Raw genomic sequence first — 22,679 nt, 5'->3', positions numbered from 1 at the left:
AGCTCGGGTATTCACAGGTCTCCGTGGGAATCGAACGTCGAGACGACGGGCACCGCCTCACTTGAGAGATGGCCGAGTGACGCGATCATGACGACGAGAGTAAGGACTCTTGGCTTTCTCTCAGGTTCGATGGCCCCGACACCGCCCGGTAGCGCCGCGGCGGCCTGTGGAGAACTTCCCCGGTCGGCGCCGGAAGCTGCAAGGATCGATCGGATGCCGACCTTCGCAGCGTTCGACGGAACCGAACTCGCCTACCACCAGCAGCCGGGCGGGTCGGCAGCGAGGCCGCTCGTCTGCGTGCCGGGCGGCCCGATGCACGACTCCCGGTATCTGGGCGACCTCGGCGGTCTCTCGGCGCACCGCGGGCTGATCCTGTTCGATCCCCGGGGCACGGGCGCCTCCGGCGTTCCTTCCGACCTCTCGTCGTATCGATGCGACCGACTCGTCGACGATCTCGAAGCGCTGCGCGAACACCTCGAGCTCGACCGGCTCGATGTGCTCGCGCACTCCGCCGGCACGAACCTCGCGGTCATGTACGCGGCCAGGTACCCGCAGCGCATCGATCGGCTCGTGCTCGTCACGCCGAGCGCGTCTGCGCTCGGCCTGACCGTGACGGCCGAGATGCGCCTCTCCGTCGCGAGGCTCAGGTCGGGCGAGCCCTGGTTCGCGCCGGCCTACGCCGCGCTGCAGTCGATCGTGGCGGGCGAGGGCGACGACTGGCAGGCGATCGACCCGTTCATCTACGGGCGATGGGATGCCGCGGCGCAAGCGCATCGGGCGGCCGACGAGCGGTATCGCAATGACGAGGCGGCGGCCGTCTTCGCCGCCGAGGGGGCGTTCGACCCCCAGGCGACCCGTGCCGCACTCGCAGCGCTCACGGCTCCCGTGCTGCTCGTGGCAGGGGAGACCGACCTCAATTCCCCGCCCGCGATGGTGGCCGAGCTGGCGGCGTTGATGCCGGGAGCTGAACTCACCGTGCAACCAGGGGCCGGCCACTTCCCGTGGCTCGACGACGACTCGTCGTTCACCGCGACGATCGAACGATTCCTGAGTTCCGATGGCAGTGAGGGTACCGAGGCATCCGAAGCGACTGTCGTCGCGCGCTGAGGCTCAGGCGCCCACCGTCAGCCGCACTTCGACCGCGTCGCCGACGTCGAGCTGTTCGGCAGCGCGCACCCACGCCTTGATCGGCACGATGTAGCCGCCGTCCTTCGGCCACAGCGACGTGGTCCAGTCGCTGCCGCCGATGCGCACCGTGACCGGGACCATGCCCCAGCCATAGGTGATGAGCGACGCGACCGTCTCGATCGCGTCGCTCTCGTCGTCGGGCACGGTCACGAAGTGCCAGGGCGCGGGGCCGCGCCAGAACCAGATCTCGCCCGCGAAGGTCAGTTCCACGGGTTCAGGATACGGCTCGCCGGCGACACGCCCGGAGGCGACCCCGGTTCACCTCGCGGTCGCCTCGAGGCCAGCTCCGGGACATCCGCACCCGATTGCATGACGACGGCACCGATGCGCGACCCTCGACCCCCGGGACGGCGGATGAGGGCCGCGCGCGAGCATGCCGCCCGCCCCTGCAACGAAGGACTCACATGACCACGACGAAGAACGCGACGCGCTGGGGGAGGCGAGGCGCGGTGTCGACCGCCCTGCTCGCCATGCTCGCCGGCGTGCTCGCAGCGCCGGCCCCGGCGCTCGCCGCCACCGAGGTGCCCTCCGATCCGGTGATCTCGACCGGTACGACGACCTGGAAGTACCTCGACGACGGCTCCGACCCCGCGCGCGGTGCGACCCCGCTCCGCGTCTGGACCACGACCGGCTTCGACGACAGCACGTGGAAGTCGGCGCAGGGCAGCTTCGGCGCCAAGGGCGGCAAGCTCGCCCCGGTCGGCCCGCAGACTCCGAAGACGCTGCTGAACCAGTACCTCGACGGCACGGCCGCTCCCGATGTGCCCACCTTCTTCTTCCGCACGACCTTCGACCTCGCGGCAGGCGTCGCCGACGAGGTCGGATCGATCGTCGGCGACCTCGTCTACGACGACGGCGTAGTGGTGTGGATCAACGGCGAACGGGTCGCGGGCTTCGACGCCGACCGCGTGACCGAGACGAGCAACGTGGAGTACGCCGGATCCGGCGCCTCCGACCCCGCACCCGGCCACTTCGAGGTCGACGGCGACGTGCTCGTCGACGGCACCAACACGGTCGCGATCGCGCTCTACCAGGACCGCGCGACGAGCTCCGACATCTACCTCGACCTGACCTCGCTCCGGCTGCTGCCGGCAGGTGATCCCGGCGTACCCGTCGCAGTGCCGCCGACCCGCGTCATCATGACGCCGACCGAGACGCCCGAGACCTCGCAGTCGTTCTCGTGGCTCGCGGGCGACGTCTCGCACACGAGCGGCCAGGTGCAGATCCGGAAGACGGCGGGCGGCGACGTCCGAACAGTCGACGCCTACTCGGCCGGCACGGTCAACGGCAACCCGAAGCAGCACTTCTCGGCGACCGTCGACGGCCTCGCCCCGGCGACGGCGTACTCCTACCGCGTCGGACTCGAGGGCGCCTGGAGCGACTGGCACGAGTTCTCGACCGCCGACCCGGACGACCGCGACTTCCAGTTCGTCTATTACGGCGACGCGCAGATCGGCCTCGACACCACGTGGCCGTCGGTCGTGCGACAGGCCGAGGCCACCGCACCCGACTCGATCGGCTCGGTGCACGCCGGCGACCTCATCAACACCGGCAGCAACGAGACCGAGTGGCTCAACTGGTTCACGGGCATGGAGAACTCGGCGGCGACGACGAACGTCATGGCGGCGCCCGGCAACCACGAGTACTCGGGCGACAAGCTGCTGAAGTCGTGGAAGGCGAACTTCGAGTACCCGCACAACAACCCCACCACGGCGACCACGGGCGACCTCGCCGCGCTCGCCGTCGGTGACACGGATGTCGCGAAGCAGTACGCCGCGTACTTCGCCCACTGGACGCAGTTCGCCGCCGAGACGGTGTACTTCACCGACTACCAGGACATGCGCTTCATCACCTTGAACGCGACCCGCGACACGACCTTCCTGACGCCCGACGCGCTGCCCGGCTGCGCCGGCGCCGAGTGCCCGTCGACGAAGGTCTCGCAGCTCTGGACCGAGTTCCAGGCCGCCTGGCTCGACTACGTGCTCGAGTCCAGCCCCTCGAAGTGGAACGTCGTGACGTTCCACCAGCCCGTCTACTCGGCGTCGGAGGGCCGCGACGAGCCCGTGCTGCGCGAGTACTGGGTGCCGATCTTCGAGAAGCACGACATCGACCTCGTCATGATGGGCCACGATCACACCTACGCGCGCGGCTACAACAACGACGACGTCACCGAGACGCCCGGCATCACCGACGGTCCGGTCTACATCGTCTCGAACTCGGGGGCGAAGCACTACGAGCTCGAGTCCGACGAGAAGAACGTCTGGACGAACAACAACGCCACCCAGGTGCTGCGCGGCGCCGGCGTCACGACCTACCAGGTCGTCGACGTCTCGGGCGACACCCTCGTCTACCGCTCGTACCTCGCCGAGAAGACCTCGGCCGCGACGACCGACCTGCCGGTGGGCGCCGTGTACGACGAGTTCACGGTGACGAAGAAGGACGACGGCCGCAAGTGGGTCACCGAGGCCGGCGTCCTGCCGCCCGTCGACCCCGAGCCCGGTACGGCCCCCGAGCCGGTCGACCCGGCCGAACTCACCGACGACACCCGCGGCGCCGTCACGGTTCCGGCGAAGGTCACCGTCGGTGTTCCCTTCACCGTCGGCCTCGGCGAGGCGAAGGCGGGCACCGAGGTCTGGGCGTGGCTGTACTCCGAGCCCACGCAGCTCGGTGCTGCCACCGCCGACGACGGCGGCGAGTTCACAACGGTCGTGCCCGCCTCGACCGCGCCCGGCGAGCACCGGCTCGTCGTGCAGGCGGCCGACGGCGCACTCATCGGCTGGGCGCCGGTGCAGGTGAGTGCCGCACCGAGCGGCGGTGCCGGCAACGGTGGTGCCGGCTCCGGCTCCGGCAGCGCGAGCGGCGACCTGGCGCACACGGGCGCCGAGGCATCCGCTGCACTGTGGGCCGCGGGTGTGCTGCTCGCCCTCGGTGCGATCGTCTCGGTGATCGCGGTGCGTCGTCGCCGCCACGCGGCTTCGACGACCCAGGGGTAGTGCAGCGAGCGGATGCCGCGGCATCCGCTCGCTCGGAACGACGAACGCCCGACCGGTTCGACCGGTCGGGCGTTCGCGTGTGCCGTCGTGAACGCCGGAGCCTAGTGCCGAACGGCGCGCTCCGCGGCGGCGGCGTGCACGAACGCGGCGAGCTCGGCGGCCATGGCCTCGGGCTCCCAGCCGTGCTCGCTGCCCGGCATCGCCTTCCACGACGCTCCGGGAATCGCAGCGGCGATGGACTCGGCGGCGGGGGTCATGATGTCGTACGTCTGCTCGCCGACCATCGCGAGCACCGGCACGCGGATGCCGCCGAAGAGCACTGCATGCGGCGCGGACTCCGCCCACGCGAGGGAATCGCCGTCGGGTCGCAGGCTCGGTGCCTGGTCGATCATGGCGGGGATGCTGCGCACGATCTCGAGGATCTCGGGCGGCATGTCGCGCATGTAGGTGTCGAGGGCGCCGCCGTGGTCGCCGGCGTCGATCAGGCGGTTCACCTCGTCGGCCCATTCGCGCGCGCCGCTGTCGGGCGGGGCGAGCGGCGCCTCCCAGAGGGCGAGGCCGTCGACTGCGAGGCCGTCGACCGCGGCGCGCAGCGAGATCGAGCAGCCCGAGGAGTGGCCGCAGAGCACGGCGCTGCCACCGGCGGCCTCGATCAGCGCCTCGATCGCCGCGAGTTCGCGTTCGAGGGTGATGACGCCCTCGGCGACGCTCTCGCCGCGGCCGACGCGGTCGTACACGATCGCCGAGACGCCGAGGCCGGCGAGGAGTTCTGCGGTTCGGGTGGTCTCGGGATCGATCGCCCGCCACGGGCCGGCGCCGGCGACGAAGACGAGGGCGGGCCCCGAGCCGTGGCGGTCGTAGGCGATGCGATCGCCGCTCGCGGTGGTGACGAACTCGGACATGGTGGTTCCTCTCGTTCTGCAGCGTTCCGTTCTCACGCGATCAACGAAACTGGACTGACCAGTGTGATTTCTTCAAACTAGACTGTCCAGTACTGTTCGTCAAGGGAGGACGCCATGACCGCCACGAAGGAGCCGACGCGATCCGAGCGGAAGCGCCGCGCGATCCTCGCCGCCGCTGAGGGGCTCTTCCTGCGCAACGGCTACCTCGGCACGAGCATGGACGAGCTCGCCGAGCGGTCGGCGGTGTCGAAGCAGACCGTCTACGCGCATTTCGGCAGCAAGGAGTCCCTCTTCGTCGAACTCGTCTCGTCGATGACCGGCGGGGCGGGCGACGGCCTGCACGACCGCGACGAACCCCCCGCCCTCGACGGCGACGTCGCCGGATACCTCACTCGCTACGCCGCCGACGAGCTCTCCGTCGTGATGACCCCGCGGCTGCTGAAGCTTCGCCGGCTCGTCATCGGCGAGGTCGAACGGTTCCCCGACCTCGCCCGCGCGCTCTACGAGAACGGGCCGGCGCGCGCCATCCGATCGCTCGCCGTCACGATGGCCTCGCTCACCGAACGCGGCCTGCTGGGGGCCGTCGACCCGGTCGAGGCGGCGACGACCTTCAACTGGCTCGTCATGGGCGCACCCATGAACGAGGCGATGTTGCTCGGCGACGGGGCGGTTCCCGATGCCGAAGCGCTGCAGCAGCATGCCGCGCACGTCACGCGGGTGTTCCTGGCGGCATACGGCGTCTGACCGCCGGTTTCGACGCCGTCGTCGCTATCGCGAGAGCGCGTAGAGGAAGAGGGCGAAGCTCGCGATGCCGATCACGCCGCCCGCGATCGACGTGACGAAGCTGAAGCGAGGGTACTTCGCCTCGGGCTCCCGGCTCATGCGCAGACCCTGCGCGGCGAACAGCAATGGGACGAAGCACGCGAGCACCGAGAACACCCAGTCACCGCCGTCGCGAAGCACCGAGAGCACCGCCCAGATGGCGCCGACGCCGATCACGACGCTGAGCACGGCGCACGCGTGAGCTGAGATCGCGCGCGGTTCCTTCGCGTCCGACGTACTCATGGCGGGTGGCTCCTCTCGGTCAGCCGGCATGGCCACGAGGCAGCCTATCGGCCCGTGGAAGCAGGGGAGGTTGCCCACCGCCGGGGAATGCCGGCCGCGGGGATCTTGATCCCACGCATCGCGGTGCGCATGTCGGCCGCCGGTGGGAGACTGTCCCCGTGCTGCTCGACGAACTCGTGCTGACCACCGACACCGTCACCTCGACCCGTTCGCGTCTCGCGAAGGTCGAGGCGCTGGCCGAGCTGCTGCGCCGACTCGAGCCCGATGAGATCGCGCCGGCCGTCGGATTTCTCGTCGGCAAGCCGCGGCAGGGCCGCGTGGGCGTCGGATGGCGCGGGGTCGCCGCCGCGGCCGGGCAGCCGGCTGCCGAGCCGACGCTCACCGTGGGCGAGCTCGACACAGTGCTCGACCGGCTCGCCGCGGCATCCGGCAGCGGGTCGACGGGTGAGCGCGCCCGCGAACTCGCAGAGCTGATCGGCCGTGCCACGGATCGCGAGCAGGGCTTCATCGGCCGGGTGCTGCTCGGCGAGGTGCGCACGGGTGCGCTCGAGGGCGTCGTCACCGACGCGATCGCCCGGGCGGCCGAGCGCCCGGTCGCGGTGGTACGCCGCGCGGCGATGCTCTCGGGAGATCTCGGCGAGACCGCTCGGCTCGCGCTCACGGGCACCGAGGCCGAGCTCGAGGCGGTCGGCCTCGTCGTGGGCCGACCCGTGCTGCCGATGCTCGCGGCCACGGCGTCGAGCGCGGCCGCAGCGCTCGAGACGACGGGCGAGGCATCCGTCGAGTACAAGCTCGACGGCGCGCGAATCCAGGTGCACCGCAACGGCGACGAGGTGCATGTGTTCACGCGCAACCTCGCCGACGTGACCCGGCGGCTGCCCGAGGTCGTCGAGGTCGTGCGTGCGCTGCCCGTGCACGACGTCATCCTCGACGGCGAGACGCTCTCGCTCGACGAAGACGGCGCACCCCGGCCCTTCCAAGACACGATGTCGCGCTTCGGTGCCGAGGGTGCGCGCGACACGGTGCTGCATCCGTGGTTCTTCGACGTGCTGCACGTCGACGGTCGCGACCTGCTCGACGAGCCGCTCTCGACGAGGCTCGCCGAGCTCGAGCGCATCGCTCCCTCGCATCGCATCCCCGGCGAGGTCACCGCCGACCCCGAGGTGGCCGAGCGGGTCTCCCGCGACGCGCTCGCCGCGGGGCAGGAGGGCGTCGTGGTGAAGGCGATCGGCTCGCCCTACGCCGCGGGCCGCCGGGGCTCGAGCTGGATCAAGGTCAAGCCCGTGCTCACCTACGACCTCGTCGTGCTCGCCTGCGAGTGGGGCTCGGGCCGCCGCACGGGGTGGCTCTCCAACCTGCACCTCGGCGCGCTCGATCCGACCGGCGAGTTCGGCGAGCCCGGCGACTTCGTGATGGTGGGCAAGACGTTCAAGGGGCTCACCGACGAGCTGCTGCGCTGGCAGACCGAGCGCTTCCCCCAGATCGAGACCCGGCGCACCGAGCACACGGTGTGGGTCGAACCGAGCATCGTCGTCGAGATCGCGATCGACGGCGTCCAGCGATCGAGCCGGTACCCAGGCGGCATCGCCCTGCGGTTCGCGCGGGTGAAGCGCTATCGCGACGACAAGACGGCGGCCGAGGCCGACACGATCCAGACGCTCCGCGCGCTGCTCCGCGCCTGAGCCGGGCGTGGCGGTTCACGGCGTGATCGAGTCGACGAAGGCATGCGCCTCGCCCGCGATCTCGCGCCAGCGGTCGACGCCGTCGCCGAACGGCACCACGGCCCATTCGCGCATCGGGCGACCGCGCATGACCATGTTGTCGAGCCCGAGCTCGTCGATGCGGGCCTCGGGCAGCTTCACCACGAGGCTGCCGCTGTTCGCCACGAACGCGAAGAGCTTGCCGCGCACCGAGACGCCGTCGGAGCCGAACATCCGGCCGATCGCGACGTCGGGTCGAGCCAGTAGCTCGGGTGCGATCTCGTCGAGCCGACGGCGACCCGCTTCGCGCTCAAGCCTCGGCACGTCGTTCATGCGAGCGGGGCCTCGGCGCCCATGTCGAAGCCGGTGGCGGGTGCGCCCGCGGGTTCGAAGACGAGCTGCACGGCGCCCTTCGGGAACGCCTTCGGCGGCTCGGCGAGCGCGAAGGCGGTCGGAACGAAACCCTCGTCCCAGAGCCGTTTTCCGGCGCCGAGGACGATCGGATAGACCCACAGGTTGAGCCGATCGACGAGCCCCTCGGCGATCAGGGATCGCGTGAGGTCGCCGCTGCCGATCACGTGGATCTCGTCGAACCGATCGCGAATCGCCGCCACCTCGGTGGCGACATCCTGCACCACGGTCGTGCCGGCCCAGCTCGGGTCGGTCAGGGTGCGCGAGGCCACGAACTTCGGTACCGCGTTGAACTTCGCCGCGATGGGCTCCTCGTCGCTCACGTTCGGCCAGTAGCCGGCGAAGATGTCGTAGGTCTTGCGGCCGAGCAGCAGCGCCTGCAGGCGGTCGATGCCGGCGCCGATGGACCCGCCGCTCTCGTCGTCGAAGTACGCGCCCTGCCAGCCACCCAGCTCGAATCCGCCCGAGGTGTCCTCCTCGGGGCCTCCCGGCCCCTGATACACCCCGTCGAGGGTGATGAAGAGGTCGACGACGATGATGCCCATGATGTGCTCCTTCGCAGCGAACGGCGACGGATGCCGCCCCGTACTCGAACATCGAATGGGATGCCGCTCGTTCGGCATCGGTTCCAATCTCCCGCATCGGCCGCGTCGATGGAACCCCCGAATCGGTCGCGAGCGGGGACGGTGATCACCGCGTGCGCTCGTGCACCGTGATCACGGTCGTCATGAGGCGAGCGCCGTGCGGATCTCCTCCTCGATCAGGTCGGCATTGATGGCCGCGCCCGCGAGGTTGCCGGCACCCGCCGCGCCCGGAACGGACGCCCCGGGGTTGACGACGTTCCCGGCCGCCCAGAGACCGGCGACGCTCGTGCGACCCATCGGGTCGACACCCACCCACTCGCCGCCGCCCGGTCCGAAGCCCTCGCCGGTCGCAGCGCCGAGCCCGACGAGCAGGCCGTCGTTCGGCACGAACGTCGGGCCGAGGAAGATCGAGTCGAGGGCCACCTCGGCCCCGTCGACGAGACGGATGCCTCGCAGCGTGCCGGCCGCATCGGCGAGCACGCGATCGACGGCGCGCCGTTCGACCTCGATGCCGCGGGCGAGGATGCCGGCGAGATCGTCGGCTGCGACATCCGTGCCGCCCAGGAAGAAGGTGACGGTCGGCGACCACTGGCGCAGCAGCTGCACCTGGTGCACGCTTCGGGGGCCGGTCGCGAGCACGCCGATTCGACGGTCGCGCACCTCCCAGCCGTCGCAGTAGGGGCAGACGACGGCACCCCGTCCCCACTGTTCGCGGAGGCCGGGAAGAGCGGGCAGTTCGTCTCGGAGCCCCGTGGCGACGAGCAGGCGGCGCGCGGAGTGCTCCTCGCCCGTGCCGAGCGTCACGGTGAAGCCGGGCTCGCCGCTCTTTGCGTCGACGATTCCGGCAGCGGCGACCTCGCTGGTGCGCACCACTCCGCCGTAGCGGGCGATCTCCTCGCGCCCGCGCTCGAGCAGCTCGAGCGGCGACCAGCCGTCGCGGCCGAGCACGCCGTGCATGTGCGCGGCGACGCCGTTGCGGGGCGCGCCTCCGTCGAGCACGAGCACGCGTCGGCGGGCGCGCACGAGCATGAGGGCCGCGCTGAGTCCGGCGCTGCCGCCGCCGACGATGATGACATCCCAGGGTTCCTGTTGCATGCCTCCAGCCTCGCGATAGCCTGAGCGAGGTGCAACGGCTGTTGCCGAAACGGCAAAGGATGGCTCGATGAACGACGACCTCGACACGATGCTCGGCGCGGTCGCGCCGCGGCTCCGCGAACTGCGCCTCCGCCGCGGGTACACGCTCGCCGAGCTCGCCGCCGAGACGGGCATCTCGACGAGCACCCTCTCACGTCTCGAGTCGGGACTGCGGCGGCCGACGCTCGAACTGCTCATCCGCATCGCGGCGACGTACCGGGCGAACCTCGACGACCTGGTCGGTGCGCCGCAGATCGCCGACCCCCGGGTGCACCCGAAGCCGTTCTATCGGAACGGCAAGGCCATCATCCCGCTGACGCGGCAGAACCCCGACCTGCACGCCTTCAAGATGGTGCTGCCGGGACATCCGCCCGACCAGCCCGTGGAGCAGCGCGCACACGACGGATACGACTGGATCTACGTGCTCAGCGGTCGCGTACGGCTCGCGCTCGGCGATGACGAGATCATCCTCGAAGCCGGCGAGGCGGCCGAGTTCGACACCCGCGTGCCGCACGGCCACGTGAGCGCATCGACCGAGCCCGCCGAGATCCTCAACCTGCTGAGCGTGCAGGGCGAGCGCGTGCACGTGCGCACGACGGAGTGACGGCGACGGCATAGGACCCTCATCGGGACCGCACAGCCGGGCCACTGCGCGGCTCGTCACGCTGGAGCCGTTCGCCTCGAGAGGAGCCCCCATGACCACCGACCCCCGCTGGCTCGACGAGCACGGTGACGAGATCGACGAGGACCACCGCGGCCTCGTCTACGACATCCGCACCCTGGTCGACCGGCGCCGCATGCTCGGCATCTTCGGCGGCATCGGGCTCACCTCGCTCCTCGCCGCCTGCGCCGGCAGCGCCCCCGCGCCGAGTGCCGGCGCCACCTCGAGCGGCACGGCGAGTGCCACGCCGAGTCCGTCGGCGTCGGCCGCGGCCTCTGGACAGGTCGACGAAGTGCCCGACGAGACCGGCGGACCGTATCCCGCCGACGGCTCGAACGGCGTCAACGTGCTCGACGACTCGGGCATCGTGCGCAGCGACATCCGCTCGTCGTTCGGTTCGTCGACGACGGTCGCGCAGGGCGTGCCGCTCACGATCGAGCTGACGGTGCGGGATGCCGCGACCGGAACCGCGCTCGTCGGCGCCGGGGTCTACCTCTGGCACTGCGACCGCGACGGCAACTACTCGCTGTACTCGCGCGGCGTCGAGAACGAGAACTACCTGCGCGGCGTGCAGGAGACCGACGCGATGGGCACCGTGCGCTTCACCTCGGTCTACCCCGCGTGTTACTCCGGTCGGTGGCCGCACATCCACTTCGAGGTGTACTCCGACGTGGCGAACGCCGTCGCCTCGGGTCCGATCGTGAAGACCTCGCAGATCGCCCTGCCCGAAGAGGTGAACGGCCTCGTCTACGCGACGAGCGGGTACGAGCAGAGCGTGCGGAACGTCTCGCAGGTGAGCCTCGCGAGCGACAACGTGTTCAGCGACGACGGCGGCATCCACCAGATCGCGAGCATGTCGGGCTCGGTCGAGGGCGGGTACACCGCGGCGCTCACGATCGGGGTGTGACCGCGCCGAGGAACGGAGCGAGTCCTGCGATGGCGCGATCGACGATCTCGGTCGGCGTGCCGGCGACGTCGACCGTGATGCCGGTCTCCTCGGCTGCGAGCGGCTCGAGCACGGCGAGCTGCGAGGCGAGCAGGCTCGGTGGCATGAAGTGCTCCGTCCGCGCGGCCGCTCTCGCGCTGAGCAGTTCGACCGACCCGTGCAGGAGCACGAACACGACGGACGGTGCTGCTGCGCGCAGCCGATCGCGGTAGGAGCGCTTCAGCGCCGAGCAGGCCATCACGATGCCCGGGGCCGCCTCGAGCTCGGCGCCGACCGCGTCGAGCCAGGGTCCGCGGTCGGCGTCGTCGAGCGGGGCGCCGGCGGCCATCTTCGCCACATTCGAGGCCGGGTGCAGGTCATCGGCATCGCGGAACGGCAAGCCGAGTCGATCGGCGAGCAACCGGCCCACGGTCGACTTTCCAGCCGCGGAGACGCCCATGACGACGATGCGAATGCCCATATGCGATTGTCTCAGGCGCACGCGGTTCCGGTCTTCGTCGTGGTGCGCGCGACCGCCCTCAGCTAAGGTAAGCATTACCTAACTCTGGAGGCCTGGTGGCGATCAGCAACATCGAGATCACGCACGCGACGACCGGCGTCGTCGAAGTGGAGGTCGCGCGCGCCACGCGCATCTCACCGCACTTCGTGCGGCTGACCGTTGCCGGCGACGAGCTCGCCGGGTGGCGCCACCTCGGCTTCGACCAGTGGTTCCGCCTCGCGGTTCCCGTCGCCGACGACACGAGGTTCGACAACCTCTCGGGCACGTACGACATGGCGGGCTACCTGCGCTACCTCACGCTGCCGCGGTCGACCCGGCCCGTGATCCGGAACTACACCGTGCGCGAGTTCCGATCCGATGCGCTCGAGCTCGACATCGACTTCGTCGTGCACGGCGACGGCGGCATCGCCGGACCCTGGGCCGAGAGCCTGCCCGTCGGGTCATCCGTCGCCCTCATCGACCAGGGCTGCGGCTACCAGCCGGTCGAGGCCGAGCGCACACTGCTGGTCGGCGACGAGAGCGCGATGCCCGCGGTCCTCGGCATCCTGCGCGACCTGCCGCGCGACGCCCGCGGCGATGCGCTCATCGAGCTCGCCGACATCGACGACCGGCAGCACGTCGAGGCGCCCGACGGCGTCGACGTGCACTGGATCGTTCGGCGGCCGGGCGAGGTTCCCGGCGCGGCGGCACTCGGCCACCTCCGGCAGTTGCCCGACTTCGGCGGCTCCGTGTACGCCTTCGCCGCGGGGGAGTCGAAGCTCGCGACCGGTGCACGGCGGCATCTCGTGGGCGAGCGCGGGGTGCCGAAGGGCAACGTCACGTTCTGCGGGTACTGGCGCGCGCACTGAGGCCGGGGCGCGGAGACAGCGACGCCGGCGTCGGCGTCGGCACGGGCGTCTGCATGGGCATCTGCACCGGTGTCACTCGGCGAACTCCTGCACGATGACGTCGGAGGCGTGGATGCAGACCATCCGCAGCCGGCTCGTGCCGATCGCGACGAAACGGTGCCAGGTGTCCGCTGGTGCGGTGGCCGTGTCGCCCGCGGTCGCGACGAACTCCTGCTCGCCGATCGTGATGCGCACCTCTCCCTCGAGCACGATCCAGGTCTCCGGGTAGGGGTGGCGGTGCAAGTCGGGGCCCTGCCCCGGCTCGTTGTCGACGAGGAAGTACGACACGGCGGCGCCATGGTCGCGGCCCTCGAAGCGGAGGGTGCGGCCCGAGCCGAGACGCACGGCGTCGGCGGGCACGATCGGCGGGATCGCCGGGGTGGTGGTCGATGCCGCATTGATCGAACTCGTGGCGGTCGAAGTCGTGGTCATGGTCTCGTCCTCTCGGGATGGGCTTGGGTGGAACCGATGAGAACAGGCTCCGCCCGCGGCATCCGCCTCGGTAGCATTTCGATGTGGATCGAATGTTCGTGGACTTCCAACTGGCACCCGACGACATCTCGGCGATCCGCTTCGGGGTCTCGCCGGGGCACGAGCTGAGTCATGCGATGCGGGTGCTGCAGCGCCCCGAGGACCAGCCGCTGCAGTGGGGCTGGCTGCGGAGCGTCCGCGCCGCCGTGCCGCCCGACGCGTTCGAGCTCCTGGCGGTGATCATCGGCGAGGCCGGGTACTTCCCCGATTTCCTCACCGCCACGCCGAGCTGGGACCTGACGCCGGCCGACGAGGCCGAGCGACTCGCGGCGGTGCGGCCCGAGCTGCTGCGCGCCGATCTCACGAAGATGCTCGCCCGATCGACCGGCGCGCGCCATGAGGCCATCGCCCGCATGATCGAGCGGCCGCTGCACGCGCGGGCCATGATCGCCGACGCGTGGAACGACGTGTGGCAGGCCGTGCTCGCACCCGTCTGGCCGCAGCTCGAGCGACTGCTGCGCGCCGACATCGCCGTGCGCGCGCGGCGGATGACGACCGACGGCATCGCCACGATGGTCGCCGGCCTGCACGAGTCGGTCGCCTGGCAGGGCGATGTCGTGCGGGTGCGCATGAGCCGGCACCGCGAGCTCGTCGACTGCCGGGGGAGCGGGCTCGTGCTCGTGCCGTCGGTGATGGGCGGCCTCGGCTGCGCCGTGCTCACCGAGCCGCCCGCGCAGCCGACGATCTTCTACCCGGCGCAGGGCGTGACGGCGACGTGGGCGAAGGACCCGGCGGCCGCCTCGCGATCGCTCGGCGCGCTCATCAGCCCGGCCCGGGCCGAGATCCTGCTCGCGGCGCACGACCCGCGAACCACGACCCAGGTCGCAGCCGACAGCGGCCTCGCCCTCTCGACCGCATCCCACCACCTCACCGTGCTCCGCGAGAGCGGCCTCATCGCGAGCGAGCGTCAGGGCGCCCGGGTGCTGCATGTGCGCACCCCGCTGGGCGAGGCGCTCGTTGGCGCCACGATGTGAGTCGAGCGGATGCCGCGGCTCGCGCCGCGGCATCCGCTCGTGTCGTCTCTCGATTCAGGGCTCAGTTCGAGTAGACGCCCATCTCCTTGATCGAGTAGCCGTACTCGGTCGTCCGCACCGTGCAGAGCACGCGCACGTACCGGGCGCTCGTCGGCGCGAACGACGCCGTGTCGAGGCCGCCGTTGCCGTTCGTGACCGACGAGACCGTGGTCCAGGTCTGGCCGTCGGTCGACACCTGGACCTCGTAGGCCTTCGCCGCCGCCGACTCCCACTCGACGACGACCCGGCTGACCGGTTCGGCTGCGCCGAGGTCGACGCGCAACCACTGCGGGTTGACGCCCCAGTTGCCGCTCGCCCAGCGGGTGTTGGCCTTGCCGTCGACGGCGCGCCCGGGGGCGTAGCTCGTGAACGGGTTCCACTCGCTCGAACTCGCCGACGCAGGCTTGCCCGTCGCGAGGTTCGACGCACTCGTGTAGTCGCGCGTCGCCTCCCACGTCTGCAGGTACGACTCGGCGCCGCGCATGAGGTCGGAGACGATCGCGTCGCCGCCGCCCGACTGACGCAGCAGCTCGAGGTAGTCGGGCGCCAGGCCGGAGTGCACGAACCCGTCGACGTTGATGTCGAAGGTGCGCTCGCCGCTGACCTGCCGGTCGATGGTCGTGCCGCCGTCGGCGCTCGTGAACGGGTACGTGATGTCGACCGGCGCGCTGTCGGCCGCAGGGTGGCTGCCGACGCCGTTGAAGTCGAGCCCGAACCCGTAGCCCTTGTCGTACTGGGCGCGGAGCGCGCTGCCCTCCTGCCATTCGCCGATGAAGCCGGCGGCGTCGTGCGGGTAACCGGTCTTGAATCCGCCGAGGCGGTAGAGCCGCTCGGTCCAGCCGGAGTCCATCCAGCTGTGGCTCGAGAGCACCCCCGGGTAGCCCTGGGCCTCGAGCAGGTCGAGGGTGCGTTCGGCCGCCTTCACGCTCATGTGATCGAGCTCGACCATCATGTTACGGGCCATCATCGCCTTGAGCGCGTAGGCGCCGAGGGAGGTGAGTCCGCGCGTGTTGCAGTTCTTGCCCGCCGAGTACTCGGGCACCTCGACGCCCGGCGGCAGCTGCTCCTCGAATTCGGGCACCGTCGCGTCGCCGATCGGGTTGTCGTGGCGCGCGGTGGGGCAGGTCTCGGTCTGCCAGAATGTGCCGGTCGAGTAGAACTGGCCGACGTTGATGATCGTGCCCTGCGTGCCGGTGTCGAAGCGCACGCCGCAGAGGGCGTTGTCGAACTTGTGGCAGAGGAACATGCTCGAGATGCCGAGCTGCTCGAACTCGTCGAGGCCGCGGTCGATGTCGGACGTCGAGCACTGCGCGACGTCGAGGATCATCTTGCAGCCGAACGGCTCCGACATCTCGACGCCGAGCACGACGGCGAGCTTGCCCTGTTCGATCACCGCTCGTGCGTCGGCCGGCGTCGTGACGATACGGAAGAACCCCTTGCCGGGGCCGCCGTAGATCTCGTCGATGTACGCCTCCATCTCCCGAGCCTTCTGGGCCTCGAGCCGGATCGCCGTCATCTCGTCGCACGAGCGGTCCTTCGGCATGATCGGCAGCGAGCAGATCACGCCGTTCGTGACGAGGTCGTTGACGAGGATGCGCTGGCCGCCGCGCCAGGAGCGCTCGACCCACGCGTAGTACGAGGCCTGGTGGCTCATCGAGGTCGTCTTCGGCCAGTCGGTGAAGGTGGGCCAGCCGACGGGGTCGTGCTTGCCGTCGGCATCGCCGCTGACGAGGTTCTCGAAGAGCGCGGCGCTCCCGTCGGGGTAGTGGTCGGGGCAGTCCTTGAGGGCGTCGGCGACGCCCGCGGGGGAGAACGGCGCGCCGCAGATCATGCGTCCGCCGAAGCCCTCGTTGGAGTTCAGGTGCGTGTGCGAGTCGATGAAGCCCCGCACCTCGCCGTTCTCGGTGGTGCCGGTGAAGGGTGCACCGGTGACGTTCAGTTCGACCTCTTCGGCGGGTCGGTTCGGGGCTTCCCACCAGTCGGCCGCTGCGGCCTCGGCGGGGGTGGTGCTCACTGCGGCTGGAAGTGCCGCCAGTACGGATGTCGCGAGTGCAGCTGCGAGGGCGAGGGCCAGGGTTCTGGGTCGCCACCTGCGCTTTCCCTGCTCGGTGGTGCGTTCGGAACGGACACGGTTCGGGCGTGCATGATCGATCGCCATCTGAGCCTCCTTGCTCGTTGGAGGCAGCGTATTGTGGGTCGCTCGTCCCAGTCAAGCGTCCAACTCGTGGCGCGTGCCCGCCCTTCCGGATTGCCCGACCGCCTGTGAGCGGGGATACTTCACGGGTGACCCTCGAATCCGTCCCGAGCGCGACGCTCGACCCGATCGGCCAGAGCCCGTCTGGGCGCGACACGCCGCCCTCGCGCCGATCCGGTGCGACCACCGCCTGGACCGTGGTCGGCGTCGCGATCTTCCTGCTGCTGTCGGCCGCCGTGCTCGCGGCGACCGCGATCGCGAACCTCCGCTTCGATGCGGCGGTCGTCGCCCACCGCGCCGCAGTCGCCGATGCCGCAGCGGCCGGCGAGTCGGCAGCGGCCGTCGAGGCGGATGCCGGCGCCTCCGCCGAGATCGCGGCAGCGGCGCTCGCCGCGCCCGACCCCCTCGTCGACGCCGCAGCGAAGTCGGCGCTGGCGACAGCCGCCGGCGAACTCGACGCCCTCATGGCCGCAGCTCCCGAGACGGAGTTCGCCGAGCCGAACAGGCCCCTCTCGCGCCCGGTCTGGTTCGCCGATCTCGACGCCGCCTCCGACCTGCTGAAGGGGGAGACTGAGCGACTCACCGACCTGGCCGCCGATGCCGACGCCTACGCCGCCGACCTGGCGGTCGCCGACGACACGGTCACCGTCTCGGGCGACGCGTACATCGAGGCGATCGCCCCGGTCGCCGCCGCGGTCGAGGGCGCGAACGGATCGGCGCGCAACGTCGAGCGCATCGAGTTCCGCAACAGCGTCGAGCAGCTCGCGAGCAGCACGTGGGGATACGACGCCGCCGCGCGCATCGACGAGTACGTCGCGGCAGCCGCCGCCCTGCAGTCCACGCACGCGGCCGAAGAGGCGGAGAAGGCGGGCCCGCTCTACGACCGCCGCGTCGCCGTCGAGACGTACGCCCGCTCGATCGCGGGCGGCGTGCTGCTCGAGTTCGACTGGGCCCCGATCGTCATCGGCTACGGCGACAACGGCTCAGCCGGCGGTACCGCCACCTGGGACACCTGGGAGGGCGGCCTCTCGACGATCACCCTCTCGAACAGCATCGCCGAGCAGTGGGGCGACCCGGTCATGGCCGCGCTCGTCACCCACGAGGTGGGGCATGCGATCACCTCGAAGTGCTACGACCTCGTCGGCGAGTACGCCGATGACAACGAGCCGTGGGCCGTGGCCTGGGCGATCGGCATGGGGCACACCGACCCCAACGGCAACGGCGAGTGGCTCTACGGTCGACCCTCCGACGAACTCATCGAGCGGTCGAAGGGATGTCGCTGAGGCACTGAAGCGGGGCCGCCGCTCACCCGCCGGCGCGGCATGCCCGTCTCGGAAGACGGTCAAGCCGCGCCGGCGAGCGGAACTCAGCGGGATGCCGCGTCGTAGCCCGCCTCGATCGTCGCCGTGACCGGTGCGCCGCTGAGCGTCGAGACCGTCGCGGTGACCGCTCCCGCGGGGATCGAGGTCTTCCGCGTGGTGAACGAGTGCACCGCGTTCGTGCCGGGTGCCACGGAGGCGAAGGACTTCGTGCCGTAGGCCGAGGCGAACGCGACGGTGATCGGAACACTCTCGTTGTTCGTCGCCTTCACCGCCACGACGACCTTCCCGCCGAGGATCCGCGTGCTCGCGACGACGGGCACGTTCAGAGTCGGGTCCGGGTTCGGATCGACGGGCGTGACCTGGCGGTCCTCGCCGTTGACCCGCACGGTGACGGGGCCGGCATGGGGTGCACGGTCGGCGGTCACGGTGAAGGCCGTGACCTGGCCGTTCTGCCACTCGGCACTGACCTCGTAGCCGCCGCGGGCGCGGAGACCGGTGAACGAACCACTGGCCTTCCACTCGTCAGGCAGGGCCGGGAGCAGGTGGATGACCCCGGCGTGGCTCTGCATGAGCATCTCGGTCAGGGCGCCCGAGATGCCGAAGTTGCCGTCCAGCTGGAAGGGCGGGTGGTTCGCGAACAGGTTCGTCAGCGTGCTGTAGCGGAGCAGGCCCCGCAGCATGAAGCGTGCGCGCTCGCCGTCGCCGAGACGTGCGAACAGTGCAGCCCGCCACGGCCAGGTCCACGAGCGACGGCTGTCGCCCGAGACCGTCGCCTCGGTGAAGGGCACGCCGTCGCGCTCGCCGTTGCGAGCCTTGAGCGACACGAGGGCCGCGGCCGCGAGCTCGGGGGTCTCGCTCGTGATCTGACGACCGGGATAGACGGCGAACAGGTGCGAGGTGTGGCGGTGCAGGTCGTTGGGGTCGTCGCGATCGGTCTGCCACTCCTGCAGCTGGCCCCAGCTGCCGATCTTGTTCGGCGCGAGCCGCGACTGCAGGTCGGCGATCGTCGCCCGGTATGCGGGCTGGGGGGAGAGCGTCGCGGTCGCGTCGAGGTAGTTCTGGAACAGGTCCCAGATGATCTGCTGGTCGTGCATGACGCCGTCTTCGCGCGGCCCGTGCTCGGGTGACCAGCCGTTGGGCGCGACGAGCGTGCCGTCGGCCAGCTCCTTCAGCTCGTCCTCCCAGAAGTGGCAGATCTCCGTGATGAGCGGGAGGGCGACGTCTTCGAGGTAGGCGCTGTCTTGCGTGAAGGCCCAGTGCTCGTAGACGTGCTGGGCGTACCAGGCGCTCGCGATCGTGTTCCACTCCCACGCGTTGCCGCCGAAGATCGACTGCGAGGTGCGAGCGGTCCACCCCCGCACGTTCTGGCCGAACGCGTTCCTGGTCGCGATCCGGCTCGGCACCGCGACCTGCTCGATGAACGCGACGAGCGCGGAGTGTGACTCCGAGAGGTTCGTGGTCTCGGCGCCCCAGTAGTTCATCTGCACGTTGATGTTGGTGTGGTAGTCGGAGGCCCACGGCGGCTGGTTGCTGTTGTTCCAGAGCCCCTGCAGGTTCGCGGGCAGGCCCCCGGGTCGTGACGAGCTGAGGAGCAGGTAGCGGCCGTAGTGGTAGAGCGCCTGCTCGAGAGTGGGGTCGGCCCCGCCCGTCTTGTACCGCTCGAGGCGGGCATTGGTGGGCAGCGCCTGCACCGCGGCATCCGTCTCGCCCCAGTTCACGGTCGCCCGGTTCATCAGCTCAGACACCTGGGCGGTGTGCTCGGCGCGCAGGTCGGCGTAGGAGCGTGCCGCCGCCGCGTCGATCGCGGCGACGATGCCGGGCTCGGGCGCGGCGCCGCGCCATCCGTCGGCCGCACTGAGCTTGTAGTCGGTGCGGGCGTCGAGCACGAGGGTCAGGGTGCCGCACCCGTCGACGCGGAGCGTGTTGCCCTCGACCGTCACGGTGCCGTCGGCTTCGACCACGCGGACCGTGCAGGCGTGCTTCAGCGCGTTGGCCATCACGCCGCTGAACGAGAGCTGGGCACCGACGCCGCTGCCCGCTGCGGCCGAGGGCACGGACTGGCCCGACGTCAGCGAGAGGATGCCGGACATGCCCGACTCGGCGTCGGTCGTGTATCGCAGCACCATGACGTCGGCCGCGCGGCTCGCGAAGGCCTCGCGCACGACCCGACCGGCGACCGTGTCGAACCGGGTGACGTGCATGCCGACGGCCGTGTCGAGACCGCGACGGTATTCGGCGACCGTGCGAAGGGCGCGCGAGTCGAACGACGAGCCGACGACGGCGACCTCGCCGATCGCGAACGGCGTCGCAGCCGAGGCGGTCGCGAAGGTGAACCGGTAGGAGGTGTACGCCGTCGAGTTCGTGAAGGTGTAGGTCTTCGCCTCCCCGCGGGCCGCGAACGGTGCGCCCGGTTCGCGCGAGTCGAGCGCGACCCAGGTGACGCCGCCGTCACGCGAGCCCGCGAGCTGCCAGCGACCGGGGTCGTGTTCGGGTGCGTCGGATGCCGCGGTGAGCACGTACGACGTCGCCGCGACGCCGGTCGGCAGGTCGAGCTGCCACTGCACGCCTGCGCCCGGCTCGGCGACGCGCCAGGCTGTGGTCGGGTCGCCGTCGACGCTGCGGGTGAGGTCGCTGGAGACATCCGTGCCGGCTGCTGCGCCGCTCGGCGACGAGACGTAGGCGAGTGCGCCGCCCGAGAGGCTGACGCCGCCCAGCGAGATCTCGGCGATCTGGAAGTGGCTGACGCCGGCCTTCGGCACGAACGTGAACCGGTAGAAGCGGTACGCCGTGGCGTTGGTGAAGGTGTACTGCTTCGTCTGGCCGCGGGTCTCGAAGGGCGCACCGGTGCGGGCATCGAGCGCCGTCCAGTTCGTCCCGTCGGACGAGCCCGAGAGGGTCCACTCCTGGGGATCGCGGACGGGAACGTCGTTGGCGCTCGTGAAGCTGTAGCTCGTGACCGTCGCAGCCGTCGGCAGTTCCGCCTGCCAGAGCACCTGCGCGGGCGGTGCGATGATGCACCACTTGGTGCTCGCCTTGGCATCGATCGTGCGATCGACGTCTTCGGAGGCGGTCGACACGTTGTAGGGCCCGCCGGGCGAGGTCACACGCGGGCCGGCGGCGAACGCGAAGCGCAGCGTGCCGAAGTCGCGGTAGGAGCCGAAGCCCGTCACGCTCGTGTCGTAGGCCCCGTTGGGCTGGCCCATGAGCGCGTTGTCGTAGTTGTTGACGCCGCCCCAGAGGCTCTGCTCGTTGAACTGCACGACTTCTTCGTCGGGGTTCGCGAAGATCATGCCGCCGAGACGGCCGTTGCCGATCGGCAGTGCCTGCGACTCCCAGTTCGTGGCCGGCGTGCCGTACCAGAGCGACTTCGCCGAGAGCTCGGGGACCTCGATCGGGGCCCGCCTCGTGGCGACCGTGGTGCCGAAGGCGGTGAGCTGTGCGGCCGCAGCGGGCCGCGCAGCGAAGAGGTCGCCGAGGAGCGGTGCGGTCACGACGACACCGCCGATCTGGAGCACACGGCGGCGTTGGGGGTCGAACGTGAAATTCATCGAGATCTCCTGCGCGTCATTGATCAGGTGTTTGGAACCGAGAAGGGAGGCATGTTCGTTCGAACAGCGGCCACGGCCCATTCTGCCCAAGGAGAGATCGGATGTATAGCCCGCTCGGCGTTTCAGTCGGGTCGGCGAGCTGCCCTCGCGTAGCGCTCGCTGTAGGTGAGGAGCAGCGTTCGCAGTTCGTCGGGGGACTCGACCATGAAGTCCATGCCGAGCATGCCGATGTAGGCGGCGATCGTGTCGAGGGAATCGGCGCCGGTGACGAGCACCGATTCGGAGTCGGAGACGGCCTCGACGACCCCGACCGCGTGGTGGATCCGCGCGAGCACCGCGTCGGCCGGCGCCGCGACGCGCAGCCGCGCGTGCACTTTCCAGCCACTCTCGGCGATCGAGCGCATCGCGAAGGCCGTGTAGTCGCCGCCGGGCAGTGCGACGGGTTCGAACCGGCGCCGCGTCGGCATGCGCAGTTCGATCCAATCGGCACGGAACGTGCCCCAGTCGCCGCTCGACGGGTCGCGGCCGACGAGGTACCAGCGGCGAGCCCAGCTCAGCAGGCGGTAGGGCTCGACGAGGCGGGCGTCGCCTTGGTAGTCGAATCGGATCCACTCGACCCCGCGGATGGCGCTCGCGACGGCCGTGAGCACGGCGGCATCGACCTCGGGGTCGGGTGCGTCGGTGTCGTTGTTCTCGGGCGCCCGCTCGATCACGGTCGCGAGCGCCTCGACCGTCGGGCGGAGTCGCGACGGCAGTACCTGCTCGAGCTTCGTGAGCGCCCGCGTGCTGGACTCCTCGACGCCCGCGATGCCGGTGGCCGCTCGCAGGCCGATCGCCACGGCCACGGCCTCCTCGTCGTCGAGCAGCAGTGGCGGCAGCTTCGCCCCCGCGCCGAGGCGGTAGCCGCCGGCGGCGCCGCGGGTGGCGTCGACGGGGTAGTCGAGCTCGCGCAGGCGGTCGATGTCATTGCGGATGGTGCGCGGCGTCACCCCGAGCCGAGCGCCGAGTTCGGTGCTCGTCCAGTCGGGACGGGTCTGCAGGAGGGCGAGCAGCGAGAGCAGTCGGGCGGCGGTGTCTGACATGGGTGAAAACTCGATCCAT

20 protein-coding genes are annotated in these 22,679 nt (G+C 70.6%); 9 read left to right on the top strand and 11 right to left on the bottom strand.

Annotated elements, in window-relative coordinates; genetic code table 11:
- The first annotated feature begins 213 nt into the window (after positions 1–213).
- Entirely contained in the window at positions 214–1,107 is an 894-nt protein-coding gene (locus ASD23_RS00620) for an alpha/beta fold hydrolase (protein ID WP_056004959.1), read from the top strand.
- 3 nt (positions 1,108–1,110) lie between these two features.
- On the opposite strand, the gene ASD23_RS00615 is transcribed toward ASD23_RS00620, so the two are convergent.
- Positions 1,111–1,398 (bottom strand): DUF1905 domain-containing protein, encoded by a 288-nt coding sequence (locus ASD23_RS00615; protein ID WP_056004957.1) that lies wholly within the window; start codon positions 1,396–1,398, stop codon positions 1,111–1,113.
- Positions 1,399–1,592: 194 nt separating this feature from the next.
- Here ASD23_RS00615 and ASD23_RS00610 point away from each other — a divergent pair, with 194 nt between their 5' ends.
- A complete protein-coding gene (locus ASD23_RS00610) occupies positions 1,593–4,181 on the top strand; it encodes a purple acid phosphatase family protein (RefSeq protein WP_056004954.1) in 2,589 nt (862 codons plus the stop codon).
- Between the two features lie 101 nt (positions 4,182–4,282).
- Here ASD23_RS00610 and ASD23_RS00605 read toward each other — a convergent pair whose 3' ends face one another.
- On the bottom strand, positions 4,283–5,083 hold the full coding sequence (locus ASD23_RS00605; protein ID WP_056004952.1) for an alpha/beta fold hydrolase: 801 nt from the start codon (positions 5,081–5,083) through the stop codon (positions 4,283–4,285).
- 114 nt (positions 5,084–5,197) lie between these two features.
- Here ASD23_RS00605 and ASD23_RS00600 point away from each other — a divergent pair, with 114 nt between their 5' ends.
- Positions 5,198–5,827 carry a TetR/AcrR family transcriptional regulator gene (locus ASD23_RS00600; protein ID WP_056004950.1) on the top strand — a complete coding sequence of 210 codons (630 nt, stop codon included), beginning with the start codon at positions 5,198–5,200 and terminating at the stop codon, positions 5,825–5,827.
- Between the two features lie 24 nt (positions 5,828–5,851).
- Here ASD23_RS00600 and ASD23_RS00595 read toward each other — a convergent pair whose 3' ends face one another.
- Positions 5,852–6,148 carry a hypothetical protein gene (locus ASD23_RS00595; protein WP_056004948.1) on the bottom strand — a complete coding sequence of 99 codons (297 nt, stop codon included), beginning with the start codon at positions 6,146–6,148 and terminating at the stop codon, positions 5,852–5,854.
- 158 nt (positions 6,149–6,306) lie between these two features.
- Here ASD23_RS00595 and ASD23_RS00590 point away from each other — a divergent pair, with 158 nt between their 5' ends.
- Positions 6,307–7,830 carry an ATP-dependent DNA ligase gene (locus ASD23_RS00590; RefSeq protein WP_056004947.1) on the top strand — a complete coding sequence of 508 codons (1,524 nt, stop codon included), beginning with the start codon at positions 6,307–6,309 and terminating at the stop codon, positions 7,828–7,830.
- Positions 7,831–7,845: 15 nt separating this feature from the next.
- Here the strand turns inward: ASD23_RS00590 and ASD23_RS00585 are convergent, their stop codons facing one another.
- The 3 genes from ASD23_RS00585 to ASD23_RS00575 all read right to left on the bottom strand — a co-directional run bounded on the left by ASD23_RS00585 (position 7,846) and on the right by ASD23_RS00575 (position 9,938).
- Positions 7,846–8,172 (bottom strand): hypothetical protein, encoded by a 327-nt coding sequence (locus ASD23_RS00585; RefSeq protein ID WP_157376959.1) that lies wholly within the window; start codon positions 8,170–8,172, stop codon positions 7,846–7,848.
- A 5-nt stretch (positions 8,173–8,177) separates the two neighbouring features.
- Entirely contained in the window at positions 8,178–8,804 is a 627-nt protein-coding gene (locus ASD23_RS00580; RefSeq protein WP_056004942.1) for a dihydrofolate reductase family protein, read from the bottom strand.
- Positions 8,805–8,984: 180 nt separating this feature from the next.
- Positions 8,985–9,938, bottom strand: a complete 954-nt coding sequence (locus ASD23_RS00575) for an NAD(P)/FAD-dependent oxidoreductase (protein WP_056004940.1) — start codon at positions 9,936–9,938, stop codon at positions 8,985–8,987.
- A gap of 67 nt (positions 9,939–10,005) precedes the next feature.
- On the opposite strand from ASD23_RS00575, the gene ASD23_RS00570 reads away from it, so the two are divergent.
- Positions 10,006–10,581: a helix-turn-helix domain-containing protein gene (locus ASD23_RS00570; RefSeq protein WP_056004938.1), complete on the top strand. Its 576-nt coding sequence runs from the start codon at positions 10,006–10,008 to the stop codon at positions 10,579–10,581.
- A 91-nt stretch (positions 10,582–10,672) separates the two neighbouring features.
- Positions 10,673–11,545 (top strand): intradiol ring-cleavage dioxygenase, encoded by an 873-nt coding sequence (locus tag ASD23_RS00565; protein ID WP_056004936.1) that lies wholly within the window; start codon positions 10,673–10,675, stop codon positions 11,543–11,545.
- Here the strand turns inward: ASD23_RS00565 and ASD23_RS00560 are convergent.
- The gene (locus ASD23_RS00560) at positions 11,529–12,044 is read right to left on the bottom strand and encodes a gluconokinase (RefSeq protein WP_056004934.1); all 516 of its coding nucleotides are present in this window, start codon (positions 12,042–12,044) and stop codon (positions 11,529–11,531) included. The two genes, ASD23_RS00565 and ASD23_RS00560, sit on opposite strands and share 17 nt — an antisense overlap.
- A 95-nt stretch (positions 12,045–12,139) precedes the next feature.
- On the opposite strand from ASD23_RS00560, the gene ASD23_RS00555 reads away from it, so the two are divergent.
- The gene (locus ASD23_RS00555; protein WP_235507586.1) at positions 12,140–12,931 is read left to right on the top strand and encodes a siderophore-interacting protein; all 792 of its coding nucleotides are present in this window, start codon (positions 12,140–12,142) and stop codon (positions 12,929–12,931) included.
- Positions 12,932–13,003: 72 nt separating this feature from the next.
- Here the strand turns inward: ASD23_RS00555 and ASD23_RS00550 are convergent, their stop codons facing one another.
- Positions 13,004–13,402, bottom strand: coding sequence for a cupin domain-containing protein (locus tag ASD23_RS00550; RefSeq protein WP_082571070.1), 399 nt, complete (start codon positions 13,400–13,402; stop codon positions 13,004–13,006).
- A 92-nt stretch (positions 13,403–13,494) separates the two neighbouring features.
- Between ASD23_RS00550 and ASD23_RS00545 the strand changes: the two genes are divergently transcribed.
- The gene (locus tag ASD23_RS00545) at positions 13,495–14,475 is read left to right on the top strand and encodes an ArsR/SmtB family transcription factor (RefSeq protein ID WP_200941684.1); all 981 of its coding nucleotides are present in this window, start codon (positions 13,495–13,497) and stop codon (positions 14,473–14,475) included.
- Positions 14,476–14,536: 61 nt separating this feature from the next.
- Here the strand turns inward: ASD23_RS00545 and ASD23_RS00540 are convergent, their stop codons facing one another.
- Complete coding sequence (locus tag ASD23_RS00540) at positions 14,537–16,672, bottom strand: galactose-binding domain-containing protein (RefSeq protein ID WP_082571069.1); 2,136 nt, start codon at positions 16,670–16,672, stop codon at positions 14,537–14,539.
- A 125-nt stretch (positions 16,673–16,797) separates the two neighbouring features.
- On the opposite strand from ASD23_RS00540, the gene ASD23_RS00535 reads away from it, so the two are divergent.
- A complete protein-coding gene (locus ASD23_RS00535) occupies positions 16,798–17,991 on the top strand; it encodes a hypothetical protein (protein WP_056004930.1) in 1,194 nt (397 codons plus the stop codon).
- Positions 17,992–18,074: 83 nt separating this feature from the next.
- Here the strand turns inward: ASD23_RS00535 and ASD23_RS00530 are convergent, their stop codons facing one another.
- Both ASD23_RS00530 and ASD23_RS00525 read right to left on the bottom strand, forming a co-directional pair.
- Positions 18,075–21,578, bottom strand: coding sequence for a glycosyl hydrolase family 95 catalytic domain-containing protein (locus ASD23_RS00530; protein ID WP_082571068.1), 3,504 nt, complete (start codon positions 21,576–21,578; stop codon positions 18,075–18,077).
- A 122-nt stretch (positions 21,579–21,700) separates the two neighbouring features.
- A complete protein-coding gene (locus ASD23_RS00525) occupies positions 21,701–22,660 on the bottom strand; it encodes a helix-turn-helix transcriptional regulator (RefSeq protein ID WP_056004928.1) in 960 nt (319 codons plus the stop codon).
- Positions 22,661–22,679 lie beyond the last annotated feature (19 nt).

The organism is Agromyces sp. Root1464 (genome assembly GCF_001427265.1).
GTDB classification, from domain to species: domain Bacteria; phylum Actinomycetota; class Actinomycetes; order Actinomycetales; family Microbacteriaceae; genus Agromyces; species Agromyces fucosus.
This window is presented reverse-complemented; position numbering and strand designations above follow the sequence as displayed.